The organism is Neobacillus phoenicis (assembly GCF_047302305.1).
Lineage (GTDB): Bacteria > Bacillota > Bacilli > Bacillales > Cytobacillaceae > Neobacillus.
The window spans coordinates 3722608-3744364 of the sequence record NZ_CP154847.1; the positions used below are offsets into that span (position 1 = coordinate 3722608).

Annotated in this window: 18 protein-coding genes; 5 read left to right on the top strand and 13 right to left on the bottom strand. The window is 37.3% G+C overall.

All coding sequences use genetic code 11. From position 1 onward, the window contains the following. Window positions 1-310: 310 nt before the first annotated feature. Together AA0X95_RS19245 and AA0X95_RS19250 are read right to left on the bottom strand one after the other, a co-directional pair. The gene (locus AA0X95_RS19245) at window positions 311-1516 is read right to left on the bottom strand and encodes an IS256 family transposase (protein WP_413299614.1); all 1206 of its coding nucleotides are present in this window, start codon (window positions 1514-1516) and stop codon (window positions 311-313) included. Window positions 1517-1854: 338 nt separating this feature from the next. Beyond that, entirely contained in the window at window positions 1855-2832 is a 978-nt protein-coding gene (locus tag AA0X95_RS19250; RefSeq protein ID WP_413300677.1) for a hypothetical protein, read from the bottom strand. Window positions 2833-2972: 140 nt separating this feature from the next. On the opposite strand from AA0X95_RS19250, the gene AA0X95_RS19255 reads away from it, so the two are divergent. Together AA0X95_RS19255 and AA0X95_RS19260 are read left to right on the top strand one after the other, a co-directional pair. Further along, window positions 2973-3455: a GNAT family N-acetyltransferase gene (locus tag AA0X95_RS19255; RefSeq protein ID WP_413300679.1), complete on the top strand. Its 483-nt coding sequence runs from the start codon at window positions 2973-2975 to the stop codon at window positions 3453-3455. A 379-nt stretch (window positions 3456-3834) separates the two neighbouring features. Then, window positions 3835-4650, top strand: a complete 816-nt coding sequence (locus tag AA0X95_RS19260; protein ID WP_413300681.1) for a hypothetical protein — start codon at window positions 3835-3837, stop codon at window positions 4648-4650. A 78-nt stretch (window positions 4651-4728) separates the two neighbouring features. On the opposite strand, the gene AA0X95_RS19265 is transcribed toward AA0X95_RS19260, so the two are convergent. Both AA0X95_RS19265 and AA0X95_RS19270 read right to left on the bottom strand, forming a co-directional pair. Then, window positions 4729-5385 (bottom strand): YcnI family protein, encoded by a 657-nt coding sequence (locus AA0X95_RS19265; protein WP_413310115.1) that lies wholly within the window; start codon window positions 5383-5385, stop codon window positions 4729-4731. Between the two features lie 382 nt (window positions 5386-5767). Further along, window positions 5768-6700: a metal ABC transporter substrate-binding protein gene (locus AA0X95_RS19270; RefSeq protein WP_413300683.1), complete on the bottom strand. Its 933-nt coding sequence runs from the start codon at window positions 6698-6700 to the stop codon at window positions 5768-5770. A gap of 227 nt (window positions 6701-6927) precedes the next feature. Between AA0X95_RS19270 and AA0X95_RS19275 the strand changes: the two genes are divergently transcribed. Continuing rightward, entirely contained in the window at window positions 6928-7932 is a 1005-nt protein-coding gene (locus AA0X95_RS19275) for a permease (RefSeq protein WP_413300685.1), read from the top strand. A gap of 12 nt (window positions 7933-7944) precedes the next feature. Continuing rightward, on the top strand, window positions 7945-8874 hold the full coding sequence (locus AA0X95_RS19280; RefSeq protein ID WP_413300687.1) for a TIGR03943 family putative permease subunit: 930 nt from the start codon (window positions 7945-7947) through the stop codon (window positions 8872-8874). A gap of 265 nt (window positions 8875-9139) precedes the next feature. Here AA0X95_RS19280 and AA0X95_RS19285 read toward each other — a convergent pair whose 3' ends face one another. From AA0X95_RS19285 to AA0X95_RS19305, 5 genes are all read right to left on the bottom strand, one after another. Next, on the bottom strand, window positions 9140-9598 hold the full coding sequence (locus tag AA0X95_RS19285; RefSeq protein WP_413300689.1) for a hypothetical protein: 459 nt from the start codon (window positions 9596-9598) through the stop codon (window positions 9140-9142). Beyond that, window positions 9595-10059 carry a GNAT family N-acetyltransferase gene (locus tag AA0X95_RS19290; protein ID WP_413300691.1) on the bottom strand — a complete coding sequence of 155 codons (465 nt, stop codon included), beginning with the start codon at window positions 10057-10059 and terminating at the stop codon, window positions 9595-9597. Before AA0X95_RS19290 ends, AA0X95_RS19285 begins: the two co-directional genes overlap by 4 nt. Window positions 10060-10207: 148 nt before the next feature. Then, a complete protein-coding gene (locus AA0X95_RS19295) occupies window positions 10208-10618 on the bottom strand; it encodes a VWA-like domain-containing protein (RefSeq protein WP_309864241.1) in 411 nt (136 codons plus the stop codon). A 127-nt stretch (window positions 10619-10745) separates the two neighbouring features. Then, a complete protein-coding gene (locus tag AA0X95_RS19300; protein WP_413300694.1) occupies window positions 10746-11408 on the bottom strand; it encodes an HAD family hydrolase in 663 nt (220 codons plus the stop codon). Window positions 11409-11427: 19 nt separating this feature from the next. Then, window positions 11428-11988, bottom strand: coding sequence for a sugar O-acetyltransferase (locus AA0X95_RS19305; RefSeq protein ID WP_413300696.1), 561 nt, complete (start codon window positions 11986-11988; stop codon window positions 11428-11430). Window positions 11989-12137: 149 nt separating this feature from the next. Here AA0X95_RS19305 and AA0X95_RS19310 point away from each other — a divergent pair, with 149 nt between their 5' ends. Next, window positions 12138-13793: an FAD-binding dehydrogenase gene (locus AA0X95_RS19310; RefSeq protein WP_413300698.1), complete on the top strand. Its 1656-nt coding sequence runs from the start codon at window positions 12138-12140 to the stop codon at window positions 13791-13793. Window positions 13794-14665: 872 nt separating this feature from the next. Here AA0X95_RS19310 and AA0X95_RS19315 read toward each other — a convergent pair. The 4 genes from AA0X95_RS19315 to AA0X95_RS19330 all read right to left on the bottom strand — a co-directional run bounded on the left by AA0X95_RS19315 (window position 14666) and on the right by AA0X95_RS19330 (window position 21501). Continuing rightward, on the bottom strand, window positions 14666-17803 hold the full coding sequence (locus AA0X95_RS19315) for an AAA family ATPase (RefSeq protein ID WP_413300700.1): 3138 nt from the start codon (window positions 17801-17803) through the stop codon (window positions 14666-14668). Next, complete coding sequence (locus AA0X95_RS19320) at window positions 17800-18945, bottom strand: exonuclease SbcCD subunit D (protein WP_413300702.1); 1146 nt, start codon at window positions 18943-18945, stop codon at window positions 17800-17802. The genes AA0X95_RS19315 and AA0X95_RS19320 overlap by 4 nt, the downstream gene beginning before the upstream one ends. Window positions 18946-19121: 176 nt before the next feature. Beyond that, complete coding sequence (locus AA0X95_RS19325; protein WP_007083969.1) at window positions 19122-19322, bottom strand: cold-shock protein; 201 nt, start codon at window positions 19320-19322, stop codon at window positions 19122-19124. Window positions 19323-19695: 373 nt separating this feature from the next. Further along, window positions 19696-21501, bottom strand: a complete 1806-nt coding sequence (locus AA0X95_RS19330) for a TIGR04190 family B12-binding domain/radical SAM domain protein (protein WP_413300705.1) — start codon at window positions 21499-21501, stop codon at window positions 19696-19698. Window positions 21502-21757: the final 256 nt, after the last annotated feature.

Sequence of the window (21757 nt, forward strand, 5' to 3'; positions counted from 1 at the left end):
GAAGGACATTTTTCCTGTTATCCCACCGATTTTTGTCCTTCATAACCCTGATGAAGGACATTTTCCCTGTTATCCCACCGATTTTTGGGGAATGTAAATTATTTTGTGTAAATGGTTAAATCCTATATGATTTGACTATATTGAAACTAAAGTGTTCTTACCTACTAGGGGGATAGGGCAATGCTGGGGAGCAACCCGAGCACCTAGTAGGGTTCTGTACAAAAGGAGAGAGGATTTTTCCTCTCTTTTTCCTTTTGGGAGAACGAAAGCGATAAACCCTTAGGGCAGAGCCCTAACTTAACTACGTCAATTATTTCCCAAGCCGGCCCTCAAACATGATATCAAACTGCTGTCTACATTCTAACCATCCAGGAATAGGATTAGACCATTTATCTGTAACTCCAACAGTCGCAAGGTAAACAATTTTCCTTAATGCATTATCCGTTGGATAAGCAGTTTTTGTTTTTGTGACTTTCCTTAGTTGTCTATGGAATGCTTCAATAGTGTTGGTTGTGTAAATTAACTTTCTAATCTCTACTGGGTAAGAAAAGAAAGTCGTGAGTTCTAGCCAGTTGGTCTCCCATGATTTAATAACAGAAGGATATTTCTTTCCCCACTTTTCTTTAAACTCATCAAATTCCAATTCTGCTTGTTCAATTGTATATGCTTTATATACCTTTTTTAAATCGTCCATAAGTTCCTTACGGAATTTGTGAGGAACACACTTTACATTATTTCGTAATTGATGAATGATACAAGACTGAATATCTGTTTTCGGAAACGTGGCATTAATTGCCTCTGAAAATCCAGAAAGCCCGTCTTTACAGGCAATTAGGATATCTTGTACACCACGACTCTTCAAATCTTGGCAAACGTTCAACCAAAAACTAGCACTCTCATCTTCGCCGATCCAAATACCAAGAATGTCCTTAATACCATCTGTATTTACGCCTAAAACTGTATAAGCTGCCTTACTAACAATCCTATTTTCATGCTTAACTTTAAAGTGTATTGCATCCAAAAACACAATAGGATACACAGGGTCTAGTAGACGGGACTGCCATTCATAGACAAGAGGCAACACTTTGTCTGTAACCTTACTTACTAAACTAGAAGAGACGTTAATACCATAAATATCCTTCATGTGGTCCTCAATATCCCGTGTGGACATACCTTTAGAATAAAGGGCAATTATTTGATCCTCTAATCCATTAATAGAGGTCTCATATTTCTTTATAATCTGCGGTTCATATTCACCTTTACGATCTCTAGGGATATTTAACTTGGTTTCACCTAACTTAGATTTAATGGTCTTTTTACTATAGCCATTCCGGCTATTTCCCGTATTGATACCTTTAGAATCATGTTTGGAGTACCCAAGGTGCTCCTCAATCTCAGCCTCGAAAACCTGTTGGAGAGTCTCCTTGAAAAGGTCCCTAATCATGGCATGAATATCGTCCACTGTTTCACATTGACCTGCCAATTCTCTAATTGTCATATCCCTATAATTTTGCATAAATGATCATCTCCTTAATTGGTAAGTATAACCATTTACACAAAACTATAGACGTTCTCGATTTTTGTCCTTCATACCCCTGATGAAGGACATTTTTCCTGTTATCCAACCGATTTTTGTCCTTCATAACCCTGATGAAGGACATTTTTCCTGTTATCCAACCGATTTTGTCCTTCATAACCCTGATGAAGGACATTTTTCCTGTTATCTCACCGATTTTTGTCCTTCACATAACCCTGATGAAGGACATTTTTCCTGTTATCCCACCGATTTATGTCCTTCATAACTCAAATTTGCTTGTTTGCACATTTCTAGTACACCCATAACTAATTGTTTTTTTATATAACTCCCCCCGCTTCATCCCCCATCTTTTCTAACTGCTTTGTATGCTCTTCATATAACCTTGAAGACCACTTCTGAATCAAAGAAGAATGTACATTTTCCCACTTTTCTACTTCTACTATCTCTTCATCACTAAAAGCAAGCTGAGTTAATTTTCCCATTAACACATAGGATGAATACGGATGGGGAAACCTGGGGTCATTTTTCCCCTCATAGAAGAATTTCTTTAGTAATCTAAAAGACTTTGGCTCGTAAATAAGCTCTACAAGTTTTGCCCGGTATTCTAAGTCCTCAGGTTTCAAGTTAGGAAAACGTGTATAATCATTCAAATGCTGGGCCTCATGCTTTAAATAACTGATTTGAAACTCCGTACTATTTATATTTAATTTCTTGGTTCGATCACTTACAAAATATAATCCATCTGCCTTCGCCCAGCCACCCGCCCGTTTTTCTCCAAAGGTCGAAAAATGAATCCAACTCTGCAAAATAAAATCCGATAAGAAAAACACAGTTACTTCTTGTCTATGGCTTGGGAGTTCCACATTAAATTCTTTTCTTTCTGTGGTTTTCCAAATAAAAGGACCTCTAAAAGGGCCAGTCAAACCACCTAAGAAGTGATAGCCCTTATTTTTAAATAACACCTCTAATTGACCTTCTATTTGATCAAGATCCATATCAGAAGGGTTATTGGGAATACATGATGCAAGTGATTGTGCTAATTGAATTTCTGCTACAGATGCATTCTGTTTTGTTAAAACTGCAATAAAGTATTGATAATAAGCTAGTAGTACTCTTCTAATCCAAGGATCTTTAGATTTTATCCGAAAGATTGGTTTTTCTGTAAAGAATCTACGCTGATACTTTAATTCTAGTGCTTGTATTTTTTTGCTCTTATTTCTTATTGAGCGAAGGTATTCATGTGCTGCTGGAACATTTCCTTGCAGACAATAAGCATAAAACTTTGATTCATCCATCTAGTTCCCCTCGTATTCTAAAAATATTGTTATAGTTAATATTTGATCCATACTTGTAAATTTCCTTTTTTGAATATAAAGGAAAATAAGGGCATTATGTCAAATGTAGTAATACAAGAATTAGAATGTCGGAGGATAAAATGATTGAATTAGTGAGAGTTTTAAAGGAAAAGGAGCAAACTTTACATAACCTAATGCAATTCTACATCTATGAATTTGCACAGTATTTGCCAACTATTACCTTTGAAGAGAATGGGCTTTACAAGCCTTTTGATTTAACCCCTTACTGGAGTCGCCCCAACCTCCACCCTTTTTTCATTAAGAAAGAAAATGAACTTATTGGTTTTGCTTTGGTTGAAAGTGCTAGTGAAACTGAACCTAACACTATTCTCGAATTTTTTATCATTCGTAAATATAATGGTAAAGGCTACGGAAAGCTTGCTGCCACCAAACTTTTTAACATGTTTCCTGGAAAGTGGCACATTACACAAATCGAAAGAAATTATCCAGCCCAAGCGTTTTGGAGGAGCACAATCTCTTCATTTACTAACGGGAGTTACAGCGAAAAATATGATGAGAAACGCCGTTCAATTCAAGAATTTGAGATTAATAGTGACAAATAAAACAGTGGAGGCTTTCCCAAAAAGGCAGCCTCCACTGTTTTATTCTATTGACTGTAAATCCTTTAGTAACATCTCATTTTCATTCTCATCATTTATTTGTTGTACATATTCTAGTGCTGTTGAATACGCCTTTTTAGAAGCGTCCGTCTGACCTACTAATGCATATGCCCTACACAAGGCTTCAAACGCATTAAAGCAAAACCAAAGAATTTTTTTATGGTTTTTTCATATAAAGTTCATAATTAATTAGTATAATTTAATTGGCAAAATGAACGATTATTCAAATGATAGGAAATACCAATCTTGGAGCTGCATTGCTTTTATTAATATAAAATGATAAACATATTTATTCCGAAATTATTGTAAGGGGGTTTAAGGTTTGAAAAAAATTTGTATTATACCCTTTTTAATTAGTGTTTTATTGTTATCTGCATGTGGAGCAGTTAATGTACCAATGAACACAAATAAACATCAAATGATGAACATGAAGCCAGTTAGTGGAAAGGAAACAAATTCAGAATGGACTACACCAAAAACAATAAATGCAAAGCAGCCAGTGACAATATCAATACTTATTATGGATAAAAATAATAAACCAGTTAAGGACTTTGAGACGGTAAGCACCAAAAAGATGCATTTAGTTCTCGTGAGTAAAGACCTCTCATATTTTGCTCATATTCATCCTATATTCGAAGGCAATGGATTATTCAAAATCACAACCCAATTTCCGAAAGCTGGAGATTATAAACTTATTGCTGAAATGACACCTGTAGGGGCAGGTGATTACAGTATAGAAAATCACTGGTTAACTGTAGAAGGCTCTGTAACACCTTCTGAACCGATAAAACCTGATGCAAATCTAACTAAAGTAATCGATGGCACAAAGGTTTCCCTTTCTTTTGATGGGAAACCTAAATCTAAAAAAAATATTGACATGACCTTTAAATTAATTGATGCAAAAACTGATAAGCCTATAACCAATTTAAAACCATACTTGGGAACAGTGGGGCATGCAGTTGCGATTGATAAAGACGTAACTCAGTTCATGCATATTCATCCAATGTATGTCACAGGGAAAGGGCCTAAAGTTACATTTATGACGTACTTCCCTGCAAAGGGCGTTTACAAGGTATGGGGACAATTTAACGTCAATGGGCAAATTCTGACTGCACCTTTTGTAATCAACGTTGAATAAGAAAAAGCTTATGCGATTGTGAGTTTTAAGATAAATAAAAATGACCTATTCAACTGATGAATAGGTCATTTTTATGAATTACTTTTTACGGAATGTAACTACAAGAGCAATTAGTGATAATAGAACTGAAACCACTGATAAAATTAGTGGAAGAGAATCGGAATTATCAGTAGCTGTTGTTTTTACATCAGTTGTATTTGCTTCGTCCTTTTTAGTATCTTCCGTTTTAGCTGAATCATTGTGATGGGCATCAGGTGCTGTTCCCACAACAATATCTGTGATGGAGTGAGGAGTGTCTGCTCCTTCGTCTTTAGTCCATTCCACTACACTGCCATCTTTATAGTATTGGAAAGCATCCCAAGCTGCTTTTGTTGCATTATCAGGGTTTTTTCCGACGAACGTAAAGGACTGGAATTGGCCAGGTAAAATGCCTTCGCCCGTCGCCTCAAAAGTAAACGACTTTACAATGCCCTTTGAATCCTTTTCATCAGAATATTTCCAACCAGGAACTGGCTGATAAGACTTAATTTCCACTCCAGCTGGTGCTTTAATGGTGATCTTTGTCGTTGCAACATTCTTTTCAACAGGAACCTTAACTGTATATGTTTCCCATGCACCTGTCGTAGAAGTTTTCGGCACTACTGTAACATGGGCACTTGCCACAGTTGAAAATAAAAACATACCTAATATTGTTGGTAAAAACACTTTAGAAATCTTTTTCATTCTAAGTTTCATCAATCAATTTCTCCTCTATTTGTATTTTGCTTAATACCTTGTAAGCGAACAGTTGAAGTGATATTTGATCGCTTTCATACAAAAGCATAAAATACTATTGAAACATAAGCAACATATAATTGTGAAAAATGCGTGAAGTTTTAACAACAAAATCACATTTTTTAACACATTAATATTGATATGTACATAGTTTTCAATATGATAAAAAAGACCAATAAAAAATGAAATCATATATCGCTATAAACTAAAAAACCGTCAATTAGATGGCTGTATGTCCTTCAACTTTGAGTACAATTCTCGACAAACTTGCAAATTAATTTAAATGAGGCCATTCAAAAGGTTGTTGAAAGAAACACTTTTGAATGAGCCTCTCATACGAACATTATTGTGAAATGGATAATTTCAACGCATCCAGATTTTTTTTCATAACTCCAAAATAGTCTAATCCTTGTTGTTGCTCTTCTTTCGTTAATCCTTCTAATGGATTTAATACTTCCGTTTTAGCACCTATTTCTTTTGCTAACGTTTCCGCCACTTTTGAAGATGTCATCTCCTCAAAATAAACAACCTTTATATTTTTCTTCTTTGTTAATTCCGTTAATTCAGCTAATTTCCCTAATGTTGGTTCAACGTCGGGTGATAATCCTGCGATAGGAATTTGAGTCAGTCCATATTGTTTTGCCAAGTATCCAAATGCAGCATGTTGTGTAACAAAATCTTTCTTCTTGGCTTTATCAATAGTCTCTTTATATAAGTGGTCTAAATCAGTTAGTTCCGAATTTAAATCCTCTGCATTCTTTTGAAACTGGACTTTATTTTTGGGATCTGCCTGCTCTAAAGCCTTAGCAATTGTGTTAACTTCTTGCTGAGCTAACACTGGAGAAAGCCAGACATGGGGATCTTTAGAAGCAGTATGCTCCTCCCCTTCCTCGGATTCCAGTGCATCCATCAATTTAATTCCACTGGAAGCTTCAACAACCTTTAAGTTGGAATCATTAATACTTTTCAACACCTTTTCAGTCCAAAGTTCAAAGTATTGGCTATTGTAAATAAAAACATCAGCGTCTTGAATTTTTGCCATATCCTTTGCTGTCGGTTCCCAATCATGTGGTTCTACACCATTTGGTATTAAGAGTTCCACGTTTGCTGAGTCGCCCGCGACCTTTTTTGCAAAATAGTACATTGGATAAAAAGTAGTGACAATTTGCAGTTTTTTAGATCCTTCGCTTGTTTTTTCAGTTTTCGTTGAAGCCGCGTTTGAGCAACCACTTACCAATAATAGAAAAATAATTAATGGGACTAAAAGTCTTTTCACGTTAGTTTACCTCCAAAATTTTCTTTAATTAGGAATCATTACGATTTAAAACGAATAATTATTTTGTATAATTTAAGATTAATAGCAGTATATAAATCGTAATTATTACGAATTAAATCTTATAACGATTATTTATTTATGTCAATCATCAAATTTTAATGAAATGAATGAAGTATACGTACATATCCATATGATAGGATTGATAGATTTGAGGAGGTAGATTTGTAATGACCTTTATAAATAAGATGTTTAAAGATAGTCTCGTTTTTCTATTATTTTGTTTATTTCTTTTTCTATTTCTCTTTGCGGAGGAGCTAAATAACATCTCTTTTTTTACTAGAATCCCTAGTACGTTTTTTAATGTAAATACCATTTTTCTTAGTATTATTTTAGAAGCAATTCCATTTATTTTACTGGGTGTATTTGTTTCGGCCATTATCCAATCATTTGTTTCCGAAAATGTAATCCGAAGGGTTTTGCCCCGTAATGCCTATTTTGCCCTTATACCTGCTGCCTTACTTGGAATAATTTTCCCTATATGTGAGTGTGCCATCGTTCCTGTCGTTCGCAGGTTAATAAAAAAAGGCATGCCCTCACATGTAGGCGTTGTATTTATGCTTAGTGCTCCAATCTTAAACCCTGTTGTTTATGCGTCTACATACTTTGCATTTAAAAGCACACCTTATGTAGCCAATGCAAGGATGTTTGTAGGATTTATAAGTTCCATTATTATTGGATTAATCATTTACAGACGTTTTAAAGGTGATAATATTCTTAAATTGCAGAAGGAAGACCATCACCATAATCATCACCACCACCAAGGAGGAAATAAACTATTAGAAACACTCTATCATGCTAGTGATGAATTATTTGATACAGGGAAGTATTTATTCATAGGTGCATTTCTTGCCAGTTTATTTCAAGCCTTCTTGGACCGAAATGTTCTTTTGACAATAGGGACAAGCACAACCTTTGCACCAATGGCTATGTTGGGACTAGGATACGTCCTTTCTGTATGCTCTTCAGCAGATGCCTTTGTCGCCTCGTCATTTGGTTCCACTTTTACGGAAGGTTCCATCCTTGCATTTCTTGTTTTCGGTCCTATGATTGATATAAAAAACACCTTAATGTTATTCGGTTATTTTAAGAAAAAGTTTGTCATATATCTACTATTAGTAACTCCTCTTATCGTCTATTTTTCCGTTTATGTTTTTCAGCTAATTCTTTTATAAAAGAGGTGTCCAATGATGAGACCAAATAAAGTCCAGGATTTTTCTTTTCATCATCTTATCAGGGGAATTATTTTGATTGGATTTATGCTACTGTTATTTAAATTACTTCTAACGAATAATATATCTCTGTTAATCGCACCAAAAATGATTCGATTTATTTACTTTACTCTCTTTATATGCCTTATTCTTGGAGTTCTTCTGATTATAAGAGGATCTTCAGGGAAAGATCATTCTTATCATTGTGATTGTGACGGGGATCATACCTATCCTTCCTCTTTCGGGAAAAGTGTCTTTCTTTATTTATTGTTTATTATTCCTATAACCACAGGATTTCTTTTCTCGAACAATGTGCTGGGCAGCTCGGTTGCAATGAATAGAACAATTAAATTGGGAGCTACCTCTCAACCGTCTAAACAAATTAAAACTTTAAATAACAGTTCAAAGTTACAATCATCATCTAATACCAATAAATCTAATACATCAACTAACCCACAAAGTGTACTTGATAATCAACCTGAGCCTTTAACTCAAAAAGAATATGATGCGTTGAAGAATAAAATATTAAAGGCAAATACCATTAATATAGACGATAACCAATATGTAAATATAATGAACATTATTCAAGATAATCTAAATGCGATGATTGGAAAAACGGTAACCACCAAAGGATTTGTGTATCGGGAAAAAGAATTTATGCAAAACCAGATTATTGTTGCTCGATTTGGAATCACATGTTGTGTTGCCGATGCCTCGGTTTATGGAATGATGGCAAAAGGAGAGGTAGCAGCATTGCCGAAGGATAAATGGGTTCAAGTAACAGGTAAAATTGAGCAGACCCAATTCAATGGGGAGACAATTCCCGTTATAAAAATTAACCAACTTTCAAACATTACTGCTCCACAACAGCCCTATGTGTTTGATTTAGGCATAAAAATTGAATAGTCCTTGAGTCTTAATGAAAAACCAAACCATTTAAAATTAATTATAAAAATAGCCGATTTTACGAATTGAGAAGATCGGCTTTCTATAACTTTGTGAAGAAATGTACTTAAACTATCCTGCTTCGTTAATACAATAAGCACTGCTTGCCAATTTTGCATATAAATATAAGTGTTTATTCTGTTTTTAGCAGCGAATAATCAATATCCAGTTAATAATATGATATGTAAAAAAAGGTGAGAGCATAAAATGATGCTCTCGCCTTAACTTATATTGAAAAAATCGAATTTAAATCTTTTATCAAACTTTCCTTTGCACTGTCGACCTTAACTAGCTGTGCATAATCCATTGCAAGGTTAAATTGATCCTTTGCTAGTTCATCTTTTTCTAAAAGCGCATTAGCACGACACAAAGCTTCATAAGCATAACCAATATAAAATGGTTCAATTTCATTCTTCAAGCTGACTTCCAAACACTGCTCACCAAAATATAATGCTCTTTCCCCCAGTTTGGCAAATGCATATACTCTAGATAATTGCCAATATCCAATTGATACATTTTGCGGTGTGTGGTCGACAACTTGTGTCCAATGCCAAAACGATGTATGAGCAAGATGAATCATCTTCTCTTCCTCTTCTGTTGTTCTTTGGGGCAAATCGAGCAAGTCCCACACCGCATTAAAGCTATTCACTGCCAATTGTTTATGAGATAACGTTGTTGTAGTCATCCTACTTCCACCTTTCTTTTTTCAAAATTACTAATATATAATCCTGGTACTACTTCAATGTCACTTACGAATGAAAAGCCATTTTTCAAATATAATTTTTTGGCTGGTGGATTATCCTTACCCGTTGATACTTTATAAACGGATATTTGCGTATTCCTACTCTCTACTTCACTCAACAACTTTTGTGCAATCCTTTTTCGAAAATGGTCAGGATGAACAATCATTCGGCAAATAGTAAGCTCATCTCCGTCTAGCGTATAAGAAATGGCTCCAGCAAGTGTTTTTTCTTCGAAATAACCTAGGAAAGTTTCCTTACATTCAATTAATTCCTCCAAAGACTCATTTAGAGGTGGGATTTCGAAAAAGTTGATTAACTCGGCTTCAATCAGATAGGAAGCCCTTTGAAGCTCTAGCAACTCCTTTGCTAGATTCCTATTATGCAAATCAATCGCTTTTATCATAAATTATTTTCCTTTACATTAATAAATTAACATTCATTGGTTCCACAAAGTGTCTAAAATGGTTCATTTTCATGTATTCGCTTTGTTTTACAATCTATCCTTCTTTTCTTCAAAAAAAATATCCCCCACAAGGTGAGGGATTAACTACTTATGCGACCTTAATCGCTTTTCCAAATGGTACTCTCGGTAAGAATTGCCCTGGTACAAGCCAAAATAATTCAAAATCTACTGTTTCCATGTCTTCTGAAAAAAAGCCGGTTACATCCGTAATATAAAACAGTGTGTCAATCTTTTCTTCTTTTGCCCACTCAAGCACTAATGTATAGGAAGATTTCCCGTGTGTATAAAAAGTAAGGGTTTCACTTTTCACTGGGGAAATATCTCTGATTTTAAAATCTGCTTGAACCAAGAGCGTGTCAGGCTTAACGGTTTCAAACAGCTTTACTATGTTATTAATAAGGATAACAGGTGCTTCATTTGTGGATGTGTCTACTGCTAAAGCTACTTTTTTGTCCTGTCGTTGCTGTATCATAGAAAGAATCGTTTTGTGCCATTTCAAACTCCATCATCCCCTTTGTTTGAATGAGTGAACTATCTTATTTTGGGTTAGTGGATAATGGTTTATGATTGGATAATTGCGGGAAAATAACGGCTCGTTATTATGGACAAACTAGCCTTAGATACAATTAGGAAAGGGAGTGAATAATCGGAGTAATTTCCTCCAATCCTTGAATAGTAAAATCTGAATCAACATGGTCCCACTGAGCATCTTTTTTCCAAACACCTAGCATTCCAATTGCACGGGCTGCACGGATATCGTTTTCAGGATGATCACCCACGTATATGCTTTCATTTGGCTGCACTCCAAGTGAACCCAGGGCTCTCTTAAAAATTTCAGGATTCGGTTTTTTTATTCCTTCCCATTCTGAAACGAGGATCGTCTGAAAGTATGTATCAATCCCTAAAGCCTTAATATTATCCATTTGGAACTTTCCTAATCCATTTGTAATTAATCCTAAAGAAATTGATCGACTCTTTAGTTCCTCCAACATTTCTTTAACAAATGGAAAAGAGACACAATAGTACTTAAAGTGAATGACATAATCTTTTAGAAGGTCATCGCAGTGTAATTCTTTTATATTAAATTCATCAATCATTTGTTGGTAAACTTTATCTTTCCAAACATACCCACGACATTCTAATTCAGTAAACCTGGATATGTACAGTTCCTTTTGAATATGTCCAAGCCATTTGTTTAGTCTTTCATATTGATTCAAGAGAAATTTCTGTACAGAAGCATCGCGATTTAGCAAAGTTCCATCTAAATCAAATAGTGCAGCTTTTATCATCCACGAAGCCTCCTCTTTTCTAGCAATCAATTTCTTTTAAAATTTTCGCGGGATTTCCACCAATGACAACGTTATCGGGTACATCTTTTATAACGACTGCCCCAGATGCAATGACTACATTATTTCCTATTGTTACTCCTGGGTTAATGACAGCTCTTCCTCCTATCCATACATTGTCCCCTATTGTGACTGGCATTCCGTATTCTATACCCGATATTCTTTCATAAGGATTAAGAGGATGTGTTGCCGTATATATATGTACGCCTGGAGCAATAAAACAATTATCACCGATTCGTATCTCACAAACATCTAAAAATACGCAATCAAAGTTTGCATAAAAATTCTCGCCCACATGAAGATTGTATCCATAGTCGCAACGCAAAGTAGGTTCAATGTATATGTTGTCCCCTGTGGTTCCGATAAGTTCTTTAAGTATTTTGGCTCTTTTTTCAACCTCTGTTTCTAATGTTTGATTAAATAACCTAGTTAATCTTCGTGCAATTTCTCTACCTTTTACTAGTTCATGGTCTGCTGGGTTATACATTTCACCGTTAAGCATTTTTTCCCTTTCTGTTTTCATTGGTAATCTCCATTCATTTGGGTTTTTTGATACCTTAATCATATCAAATAATTATTAATTTTTATCTAGATAAAAGATATTGATTTTTCAGAAAACAGTATTTACCATTAACATATAAAGGTGATGTTACTGACGGGGAGGAAAATTATTTGAAATTTGACGTAATTGTGGTTGGGGCTGGCCTAGCAGGTTTAGTTACCACAGCAGAACTGGCAGATGCGGGAAAAAAGGTACTCCTCTTAGATCAAGAGCCTGAGGCATCTTTGGGAGGACAGGCATGGTGGTCTTTTGGCGGATTATTTCTTGTCGATTCTCCTGAACAAAGACGAATGGGTATAAAAGATTCACGAGAGCTTGCCTGGCAAGACTGGTTAGGTTCTGCAGGCTTTGATCGAGAAGAAGATGAAGATTATTGGGGAAAAAAATGGGCAGAGGAATATGTTAATTTCGCTGCAGGCGAAAAGCGTGAATGGCTGACCGGGATGGGTGTTCGTTTTTTCCCAGTGGTCGGCTGGGCAGAACGTGGAGGCTATACAGCGGAAGGACATGGTAATTCTGTACCAAGGTTTCATATTGTCTGGGGTACTGGTCCTGGTCTTGTTAAACCATTTGAAGAGCGGGTTAGAAATGCAATGGAAAAGGGGCTTGTTGATTATCGCCCTCGTCATCGTGTGAATGAATTATTACAGGTAAATGGAGCGGTTTCGGGGGTACGTGGTGACGTCCTTGTACCAAGTAATGCTGCCCGTGGAGAAGCAAGTTCCCGTGACGTCATTGGAGAGTTTGAGTTTCTTAGTTCAGCCGTAGTGGTTACTAGTGGTGGGATTGGCGGAAATCATGAGTTGATTAAGAAAAATTGGCCTACACGGCTTGGATCAGCACCAAAGAATATGATTTCAGGTGTACCAGAACACGTGGATGGAAGGATGCTTGGTATTACGGAGAAAGCTGGTGGACGAATCGTTAATCGCGACAGAATGTGGCACTATACAGAAGGCATAAAAAACTGGGACCCTGTCTGGCCCATGCATGGAATTCGCATCCTTCCTGGTCCATCCTCTCTCTGGCTGGATGCCGAGGGGAATCGATTTCCTGCACCAAACTTCCCCGGATTTGATACATTAGGAACTTTGGATGCAATTATGAAAACAGGATATGACTATTCTTGGTTCATTCTTACACAGAAGATTATTGAAAAAGAGTTTGCGTTATCCGGTTCCGAGCAAAATCCGGACTTAACAGGAAAGAGTATAAAGAAAGTGCTGGCGCGTGTGCTGCCAGGTCCGACTGCTCCTGTAAAAGCATTCATGGATAAGGGTGAGGACTTTGTCATAGCTGATACCCTTCCTGAACTCGTGGAAGGAATGAATAAGCTTACAGGTGATCAATTACTTAAGCTTGATCACATCGAGAGACAAATTTTAGCGAGAGATCGTGAAATAGAGAATAAGTTTACGAAGGATCTACAAATTACTGCAATGCGCGGGGCTCGGAATTATTTAGGAGATAAACTGATAAGGGTTGCTCCTCCACATAAGATACTTGATCCAAAAATGGGACCTTTGATTGCTGTCCGGTTAAATATTTTGAGCAGAAAAACGTTAGGCGGGCTTCAAACGGATTTGTCCGGCAGAGTCCTGGATGCTTCTGGTCAACCAGTACCAGGTCTTTATGCTGCTGGTGAGGTTTCTGGGTTTGGCGGTGGCGGAATTCATGGCTACCGATCGTTAGAAGGAACGTTTGTTGGAGGGTGTCTGTTTACAGGTAGGCAAGCAGGCAGGGCGCTGGCTAAAGAATTGGGTTAATAAGAGAAAACAAGCAGTGAGACCTAGTTTGGTAAAGGTTTACCTTTTCGGTGCTTTCTTATTAAAAGACACTAGAATTGACGTATGAAATGGCATACGTCTTTTTCTTTATTTATCAAGGTTTCAAAGATATTTAATTATCTTTGACATAGAAATTGACATCATTATTATAATGACAATAAGTATTGTACAATTAAAAGAGAGGGTCAAAACCCCTGTCATTTGCAGTGACGTTTAGAGTACCAATTTTATTGACCTTTATAAGCTGCTCGAAAAAAAGCGGCTCATTCCCGCCTCTAGGATCAAGAGGGTATCGGTTGGGAAATCAGGTTAAGCCTCCGATCTGATAAATAGACGGAAAAATTCCGCTTATTAAGTAATTATCATTAAAAAGAGCTTAAATAGACGGAAAAATTCCGCCTATTGAATCGAAAAATGTGAAAATGGAGAGATTTTGCTTAGCATAAGCGGAAAATCTCCGCTTATTTAACCCGAAACGAGCACGATTCTAAATTTAACCGGAAAATCTCCGCTTATTTTACTTTTGCTGGTTCCTCTTTTTTAAAAGGGAGTAAGTATTTTTCAAAAATCCAAGAGAACTCATCGTGATACATCACGGTGAACCGTATCACAAGTAAGTGGGGTTCTATTTATGGTTTTTGTATGTATTCCTAATAAAGAAACTCGCCAATTACTATGGCGAGTTTTACTTTTTATTTACCAAGACTCATCCTACGTTACCTATCTTTCATCTGTTCACGCTCAACGGTCTCATAGAACCACCCTACGCGACCTTCCTATCATCATCTCACAGAAATCGGTCGCGTAGAAAAGTCCCGAACCTTCGCTATCTCTAATCTCTCAAATGTCTCCTAATTAATAAACACAAACTCCGTCCTACTACCCGTTTGGCCAGCAATAACCTCGAGTCTGACATCAATTCGTTCCTTGAGTTCCGGTACGTGCGAAATGATTCCAACTAACCGGCCGCTGCTCTGAATATCCATTAACGCTTCAATCGCTTGATCTAATGACTCTGGGTCAAGCGTACCAAACCCTTCATCAATAAACATCGTCTCTAATGACACGCCGCCCGCATAATTTTGAACCACATCTGCAAGCCCCAGCGCTAACGACAAGGAAGCCTTAAAGCTCTCGCCCCCAGAAAGTGTTTTTACATGACGTTCCTGACCAGTATACTGATCGAACACAAGCAGCTCCAACCCACTTTGTGCATTCCCTTTCGCTCGGTCCGTTTTTCTGAGCAACTCGAAACGACCCGATGTCATTTTTCTTAATCGAACATTCGCTTCACGCAAAATATCATCTAAGAAAGCTGCAAGCACATATCGCTCAAAGGTAATTCGGAAATTATTTTGCCCCTTAGCAATCTCATATAGATGTCCAATTAGCTTATATCTTTCCTCAAGCACCTTCATCTGTTCATTCAAGCTTATTACCCTGCTGTATATTTCTTCATTATCACGCTTTTTAACAAACAAATCTGTACGTTGCTGGTTTAGCTCTTCCAGTTCGCTTGTTCGTTTTGCAAGCTCTAGCTTTAATCCCTCAACATCAGGCGTTTTCACATCTGATAATAGTTCTGTTAACTCGTTCAAACGATCAGTAACCGAACGTAACTCTTCTCGATAACCACGGATTTGACCCTCTAGTCTGCGAATTTCATCCTCCGATTGTTTCGAAGAATGGTACACACCATAATTTTCAAACCCTTGCTCAGATAACTTTTCTTTAAAGATTTCCCGTTCTGTAAGAAGCTCCTGTTGCTTGCTGGAGAAGCGACTCTCGGCATCCTGCAATCTAGCTGATTCATTTGAGCGCTTTTCTTTCACTCCCTGTAAGCGTTGTTGAGCTTCCTCTAACTGTTTCAATAGGATCTCATAGCGGTTACGTGAAGCAGAGAGTGTTTTTTCGTATTCCAGTTCTGAACGAAGATTCTCTGGTATGAGCTTCATCATTCTTCTCAAATTCGTATTCTTTTCTGTAAAATCAACAGTTAGTTCGTTCACCTTAGCCACTAACTGTTGAATAGCAAGCTGCAACTCGTTTTTTTCAGCTTCATGCTTATCAATGACACCCTTTATACCGTCCAATTGTTGTATCTGTTCAGCCAGTTTGCTTTGAGTCTGTACAAGCTGATTTTTCACAGTGGACGTTTCCATTTTAACATGTAATAAATTCTCTTCTGAAAAATCAGCTCGGTAGGATCGGATTTCTTGAAGCATTTCCTGAACTGCATCTTTCTGTGTTCTTTCCGCGGATTGACTTTGGTAAAAATTTGCTTCATCTAATGATTTTTCTCTTTCCCATTTAGCCGCCTGCTCCTTAGCCGCTTTCAGATCTTCCTCGGTTGGAATATCGCCTTCGTGCTGTAGAGCAGGAGTCGGGTGATGCTCAGAACCACAAACAGGACACGCCTCACCCGTTTGAAGCTTTGCAGCTAAAATCGCTGCCTGCCCATGCATCCATTTCGTTTCCAGTTCATCTACAAGAGCTCTTGCGTCTGTAAATTTGGCAACCGTATTTTCATAACGATCAGTAATGGTCCTTAAATTCTGTTCAGCCTTTTTGTAGCGTCCAAGTAAGGTCTCATATTTTTCGAATCGTTCAAGCTCTGCCTTGAGCTTATCCATTTTACTTTCATTTTCTAAGTAGCTAAGCTTTCCCTTTTCTATCTCTTCCCTTTGCTTGTTTAGAGAAGAAATATGTTCAAGCAAATGTTCAAGTGCCTGTTCGGATTGTCTCATTTTTTCTTTCGATGCCTTTAGCTCAGCATCCTTTTGTGAAGTCTCTTTAAGCAAGGCAGCAAATGAATAGACATCCTCTTTCATATTAACTAATTGATTGACTTCATTCAGGGCTGTTTGGCGTTCACTCTCTCGCTCAAGTTCCATTTGGAGCTTCTGCTCATACTGCTGCATTAATTGATTAAGCTTATCCATTTCTGCTTTAATAGTATCAACATTAACTTGAAGTTGATCTACTTCCCTCTTTAACCGGTGACAAAGCTCCTCTTGTTTTGCTAAAAGGGCGGCTTTTTGTGCTCGTTGTACCTGCACTTCTTTATCGGCAAATAACGATTCTTGTGCAACAAGACGTTCTTTTTGCTCCTTTAATTCTACTTTAGTCTGCAGCTGTTTTAAAATCGCTTCCGCTTCAAAAAGCTGTTCCTTCAATTTATCCTGTTCCAGACCCTTAACTTTAAACTGGACATTCAGTTCTTCTAGCCTCTCACCGATTCCAGTTATCTCTTCCTTTAAGAGCGGCAGAATAATCGTATCATTTACACTATTTGCCTCTATATATTCCCGCAGTTTCTCATTTGTCACTGCTTGGATGCGCCGAATCGCCTCGTTTCGTGCCTGCACTTGATCCTCTACCGCTTTTTTAAGATCCGTTGCTTCTATTTTCAGCTTCTCTTCGACCATTTTATATAACTGGGTATGGAATAAGCGCTGAAGAATCACTTCTTTATCTTTACTGTCTGAAGTCAGTAGTTTTCGGAATTCACCCTGTGGGATCATTAGAATTTGCCTGAATTGATTCGCATCAATCAGCATAATCTCTTTAATTTTCTCTTCCACATCATTGATCTTTGATGCCAGCAGCTTTTTCTCGCCATTTTCATCCCACCGATATAGTTCGGCCTTTGCACCTAGCTGGGTATATCCTTCTCCCTTATCCTTTTTCTTTAGCTGTTGAGGTGACCTGGTGATCGAATAAACTTTATTCCTAAGTGAAAAATCGAGAGATACCTCCGTTAAATGTTCATCGCTGGCAAATTGACTCCGCAGTTCTGGACCATTCCGATCCTCGCCACTGGCTTTACCATAGATTGCATAACTAATCGCATCAAAAATGGTTGTTTTGCCGGCACCGGTTTTTCCAGAAATAACAAACATCGTCCGATTGCCTAGATTTGAAAAGTCTATTTCTTCTTTGCCTGCATAAGGACCAAATGCCTGTATGGTTAGTTTTAACGGTTTCATTTGATTCCCTCCTCACGCAGTACTTTTTCGATAATCTCTGCCATAACCTCTTTTTTATCACTAGTAAAATCAGAAGTAGTAATCTCTGAGTAAAATTGTTCAAATAACTCAAGCTCAGACTTTTTCTCGCTGCGAATTGCGCTGAACGACTGCTTTTTTTTCAAATCAGTAATGTCTATTTTTCTTTCAAGATGAAGGACATTAGGATACACTTGGCGCAATTTATTAATCGGGTCTATTAGTGCCCCTTCGTCAAGTAGAGTAATTTTCAAATAATCATGAACCAGTTCTTTTTCATAAAAATGGGGGTCGAGTAATTGTTCCAAATGGCCTTCTAGCTCACGCATATCGTGTCTTGGTGTAAGTGAGCGGTAACGATGGGTAAAATTACCCTTCTCATCCATTTCGATGATAGAGATTGACTTTCTCTGTTTTGCTTCTGAAAAAGAATATTTTAATAGTGAGCCTGAATATTTCACTTTACTGTGGTTGATGGCATCAGGGCTATGCAAATGGCCTAGAGCCGTATATGAGAATGGTTCAAACAATTCTGCACCTACACACCCAGAACCACCAACAGATAATACTCGCTCAGAATCTGAGGTTTGTCCACCCAGGACAAAGGCATGTCCTACCAATACATTCGGTTCGTTTGGATTTAATGACTCTTCCATTTTGCCGATTAGTGCTTTCATGGCATCTTGATGGGAGTGGATCGTCTCGTCTTCAAGAAGCTGGCGGACAACCCCAGGCTCTGCATAAGGAACAAGATAGAAGTTCACTCCATTAATGTGTACAGGCTTAAAGCTGTTTGTTAATTTGCCAGACAAATAGAATTGGCTATGTTTATACCAAGAGCTGCCAAACGACAGACGCTCTGCGCTATCGTGATTACCAGCAATTGCAACCACTGGCGTCTTTAACTCTACATTAATCTTAAAAAGAATCTCATCTAGTAACTCTACTGCATCAGTAGGAGGCACGGATCGATCATATAAATCTCCTGCAATGACAACCGCATCTGGCTTCTCTTCGGCCACAATAGCCACAAATTGTTCCAATGCCTCGCGCTGATTTTCTGTCATATATACACCGTGAACTAATTTGCCCAAATGCCAATCCGCAGTATGGATAAATTTCATCTGAATCACCCCAATTTTCATTAACTTCAAATTTACGAATACTACCATTATAGCAAAATGCCAATAACAATGAGGCTGGAAATCATTATCGAAGTGGGTAAATTAAGGAGTTTAGAAGGAGGAACGAAAAACAGCCCGGAACAATGTCCGGGCTGTTATAATTAGTTTTAGTTAGATTACTTCTTAGTTACGTTAGCAGCTTGTGGTCCACGAGCTCCTTCAACAACTTCGAAAGAAACTTCTTGACCTTCTTCTAAAGTTTTGAAACCTTCTGTTTGGATTGCAGAATAGTGAACGAATACGTCGTTTCCGTCTTCTGCTTCGATGAATCCAAAACCTTTTTCTGAGTTAAACCATTTTACTTTACCGTTTTTCATGTGAAAAAATCCTCCTATTGGCTAACAAAAGCCATGTGTAAAATTCACCAAATTACAACGTGATAGCTTTACTTGTTTTTCTCATCCAAACATCGGTTAGAACTTTGAACAAGCTAGTAAATTATAAATCTAATCTCGTGCAACGGCTGATTAAAATTTATCATGAGATTAGCCTAACTGTCAAGAAAGGAGAGGGCGACACAAACCGCCACAATTCTACATTTCTATGGGTTTTCTCATCATAATTCATAGGTTAAAGGTCCCTTTTAGCGTGTCTGTTTTCGAATAATCTGTCACTTTTTGTAGGAAAATAATAGTTTATTATTAGCATAAAAATATTTAACTAAAAAACTACACTCAAATTCTATTATTTTTAAATGTTACTACTTTGAGAATTACCTGTAAAAACATTATTTCTGTCGATTTTTCCAGTCCTGCACTTTACACCTTTAATGATATCCTTCACTAATAATTCCAGGCCGATATGGGTTAAGGAAGGGAAATCAGCATACAGCTTTTTCACCTCCCACTTTAGTTCATTCTTTCCACAGATGCTGTGACGATTGATTCGGTCTACTTCTTCCTTAATTTTCTTCATTTCCTGAGATTGTTTTGATTTGGGCAGAAGAATGATCCTATCCAAGCGCTGGAGGAATTCCAATGATTTATCTATCTTAACAGCTACCTCATCATGAACATCCTTTGTTATTAGGTTGGTCTTATATTTAAAATCATTTAGCTTTAAAGCTGAATCATAGGTGGCACTTACGATTTCTGCTCTTGTCATACTGTTTGTTTCATAACTCAGCATATTTTTCCACGAAGGCTGTCTTATTGCCTCACGGAAGTCTTCAAGCGTATGACAGAATTTCTTATACCCATACTTTTCTGGATGTTCAAATGCAGGACTTCCAGGATCAAGAAAGGGTGAAAGCGGTGCAACAAAATAGGAAATACGTAGATTACCGTCACACTTTTTGTGAATAATTTCACAAAAATCCACATTTCTCATTGCACTCTCATAATCTTGATTCGGTATACCCGTCATAAAGAATAAATCAATTTTGGCACAATTGTTTATTAAGGCAGCTTGCAGCATTTCAATGACCTTTTCATTTGAACATGGAAGCTTCCCATTATACCTCCGAATGTCCTCATCTGCTGATTCTAGTGTCAATTCAATACTGTATTTCGGAATCGCTTTATCGAGACTTTGAAAGAATCCTTCGTCCGCATAATTAAATAATTCGAACACAATTTCATTCTTTAAATCCATTTTTTCTAAGCCATTTAGGAATTCCTCTACGTACTCTTTTCCTCCCTGCCTAATATCATTTAATAGAAAAATAGGAGCACGTGTAAATCGTTGAATAAATGCTATGTCCTCAAGCATCTTTTTAGGTGTTCTCATCACCAGTTTTTTTCGATTACAGTTTAGCTCATACGCATCCTTCGAGCCACCGCAAATCAAACAATTATAAGTACACCCTTTTGATGTTAAGATTGCTGTATTCGGATACTGTAACCACCCTTTATAGGGCAATGGATCAAGTAGATTAAAATATTTAAATACGGACCGAATGATATATCGATAGCCTGGGAAATCGAATTCATCTAAACTATCAGGAACATAGGTCATTTCGTTATAGTGATAGTCAGTTCCCTTTTTCCAAGTAAGATTAGGAATATCAGAGAAACTGTCCGTTTCCTTTCCCTCTAGTTTATTTAGGAGCAAGAGAATTAATTTTTCCGTTGTATCACCGCGCAAAACAAAATCAATAAACGGATATTGTATGAGTTCTTTGTGAAAATAAGTACTGGAAAGTCCGCCGAACATGACTGGGGTATCTGGGTGGTATTTTTTGATGATTTTTGCAAGTTCTATGCTTCCATGTGCATGTGGAAGCCAATGGAGGTCAATGCCAAAAGCCTTTGTTTTTATTTTCCTGATTTTCTTTTCTACATCAAACTTAGGGTTTAATAACATACGATTGGCGATATTTATGATTTTTACTTTTAGACCATACCGCTCAAGAAAATCTCCGATGCTTGTTAAGCCGATCGGGTACATCTCAAATATGGGAGAAGAAGGAACGACATCGCTAATAGGACCTGTAAATAGCATCTCGTTTCGAAAATCATATACCGTTGGGGGATGCAACAATACCAAGTCATACATCTTTGAATCACCTTCCTAAAATGACTTTATTTTGCTACATCTTAATAGTAATCTAATTTTTGTAAAAAATAGGAATAAATTATTACAAAATAGAGATTTTTTCCAGAGACTTTGTTAAAATTGTATGTTGATTTCCGCTCCAGGCGCTTCGCTTTCCGTGGGCGTTTCGGCGAGCCTCCTCGGCGCCTGCGCCTGCGGGGTCTCCCCTGAACCATACTCCCACAGGAGTCTTCGCGCCTTCCGCTCCAATCAACAG

Excerpts from the sequence above, each read along its gene's own strand:
- AA0X95_RS19245 (WP_413299614.1), bottom strand. The coding sequence starts at position 1,516 with ATGCAAAATTATAGGGATATGACAATTAGAGAATTGGCAGGTCAATGT.
- AA0X95_RS19250 (WP_413300677.1), bottom strand. The coding sequence starts at position 2,832 with ATGGATGAATCAAAGTTTTATGCTTATTGTCTGCAAGGAAATGTTCCA.
- AA0X95_RS19255 (WP_413300679.1), top strand. The coding sequence starts at position 2,973 with ATGATTGAATTAGTGAGAGTTTTAAAGGAAAAGGAGCAAACTTTACAT.
- AA0X95_RS19265 (WP_413310115.1), bottom strand. The coding sequence starts at position 5,385 with ATGAAACTTAGAATGAAAAAGATTTCTAAAGTGTTTTTACCAACAATA.
- AA0X95_RS19275 (WP_413300685.1), top strand. The coding sequence starts at position 6,928 with ATGACCTTTATAAATAAGATGTTTAAAGATAGTCTCGTTTTTCTATTA.
- AA0X95_RS19280 (WP_413300687.1), top strand. The coding sequence starts at position 7,945 with ATGATGAGACCAAATAAAGTCCAGGATTTTTCTTTTCATCATCTTATC.
- AA0X95_RS19285 (WP_413300689.1), bottom strand. The coding sequence starts at position 9,598 with ATGACTACAACAACGTTATCTCATAAACAATTGGCAGTGAATAGCTTT.
- AA0X95_RS19290 (WP_413300691.1), bottom strand. The coding sequence starts at position 10,059 with ATGATAAAAGCGATTGATTTGCATAATAGGAATCTAGCAAAGGAGTTG.
- AA0X95_RS19300 (WP_413300694.1), bottom strand. The coding sequence starts at position 11,408 with ATGATAAAAGCTGCACTATTTGATTTAGATGGAACTTTGCTAAATCGC.
- AA0X95_RS19305 (WP_413300696.1), bottom strand. The coding sequence starts at position 11,988 with ATGAAAACAGAAAGGGAAAAAATGCTTAACGGTGAAATGTATAACCCA.
- AA0X95_RS19315 (WP_413300700.1), bottom strand. The coding sequence starts at position 17,803 with ATGAAACCGTTAAAACTAACCATACAGGCATTTGGTCCTTATGCAGGC.
- AA0X95_RS19320 (WP_413300702.1), bottom strand. The coding sequence starts at position 18,945 with ATGAAATTTATCCATACTGCGGATTGGCATTTGGGCAAATTAGTTCAC.
- AA0X95_RS19325 (WP_007083969.1), bottom strand. The coding sequence starts at position 19,322 with ATGAAAAACGGTAAAGTAAAATGGTTTAACTCAGAAAAAGGTTTTGGA.
- AA0X95_RS19330 (WP_413300705.1), bottom strand. The coding sequence starts at position 21,501 with ATGTATGACTTGGTATTGTTGCATCCCCCAACGGTATATGATTTTCGA.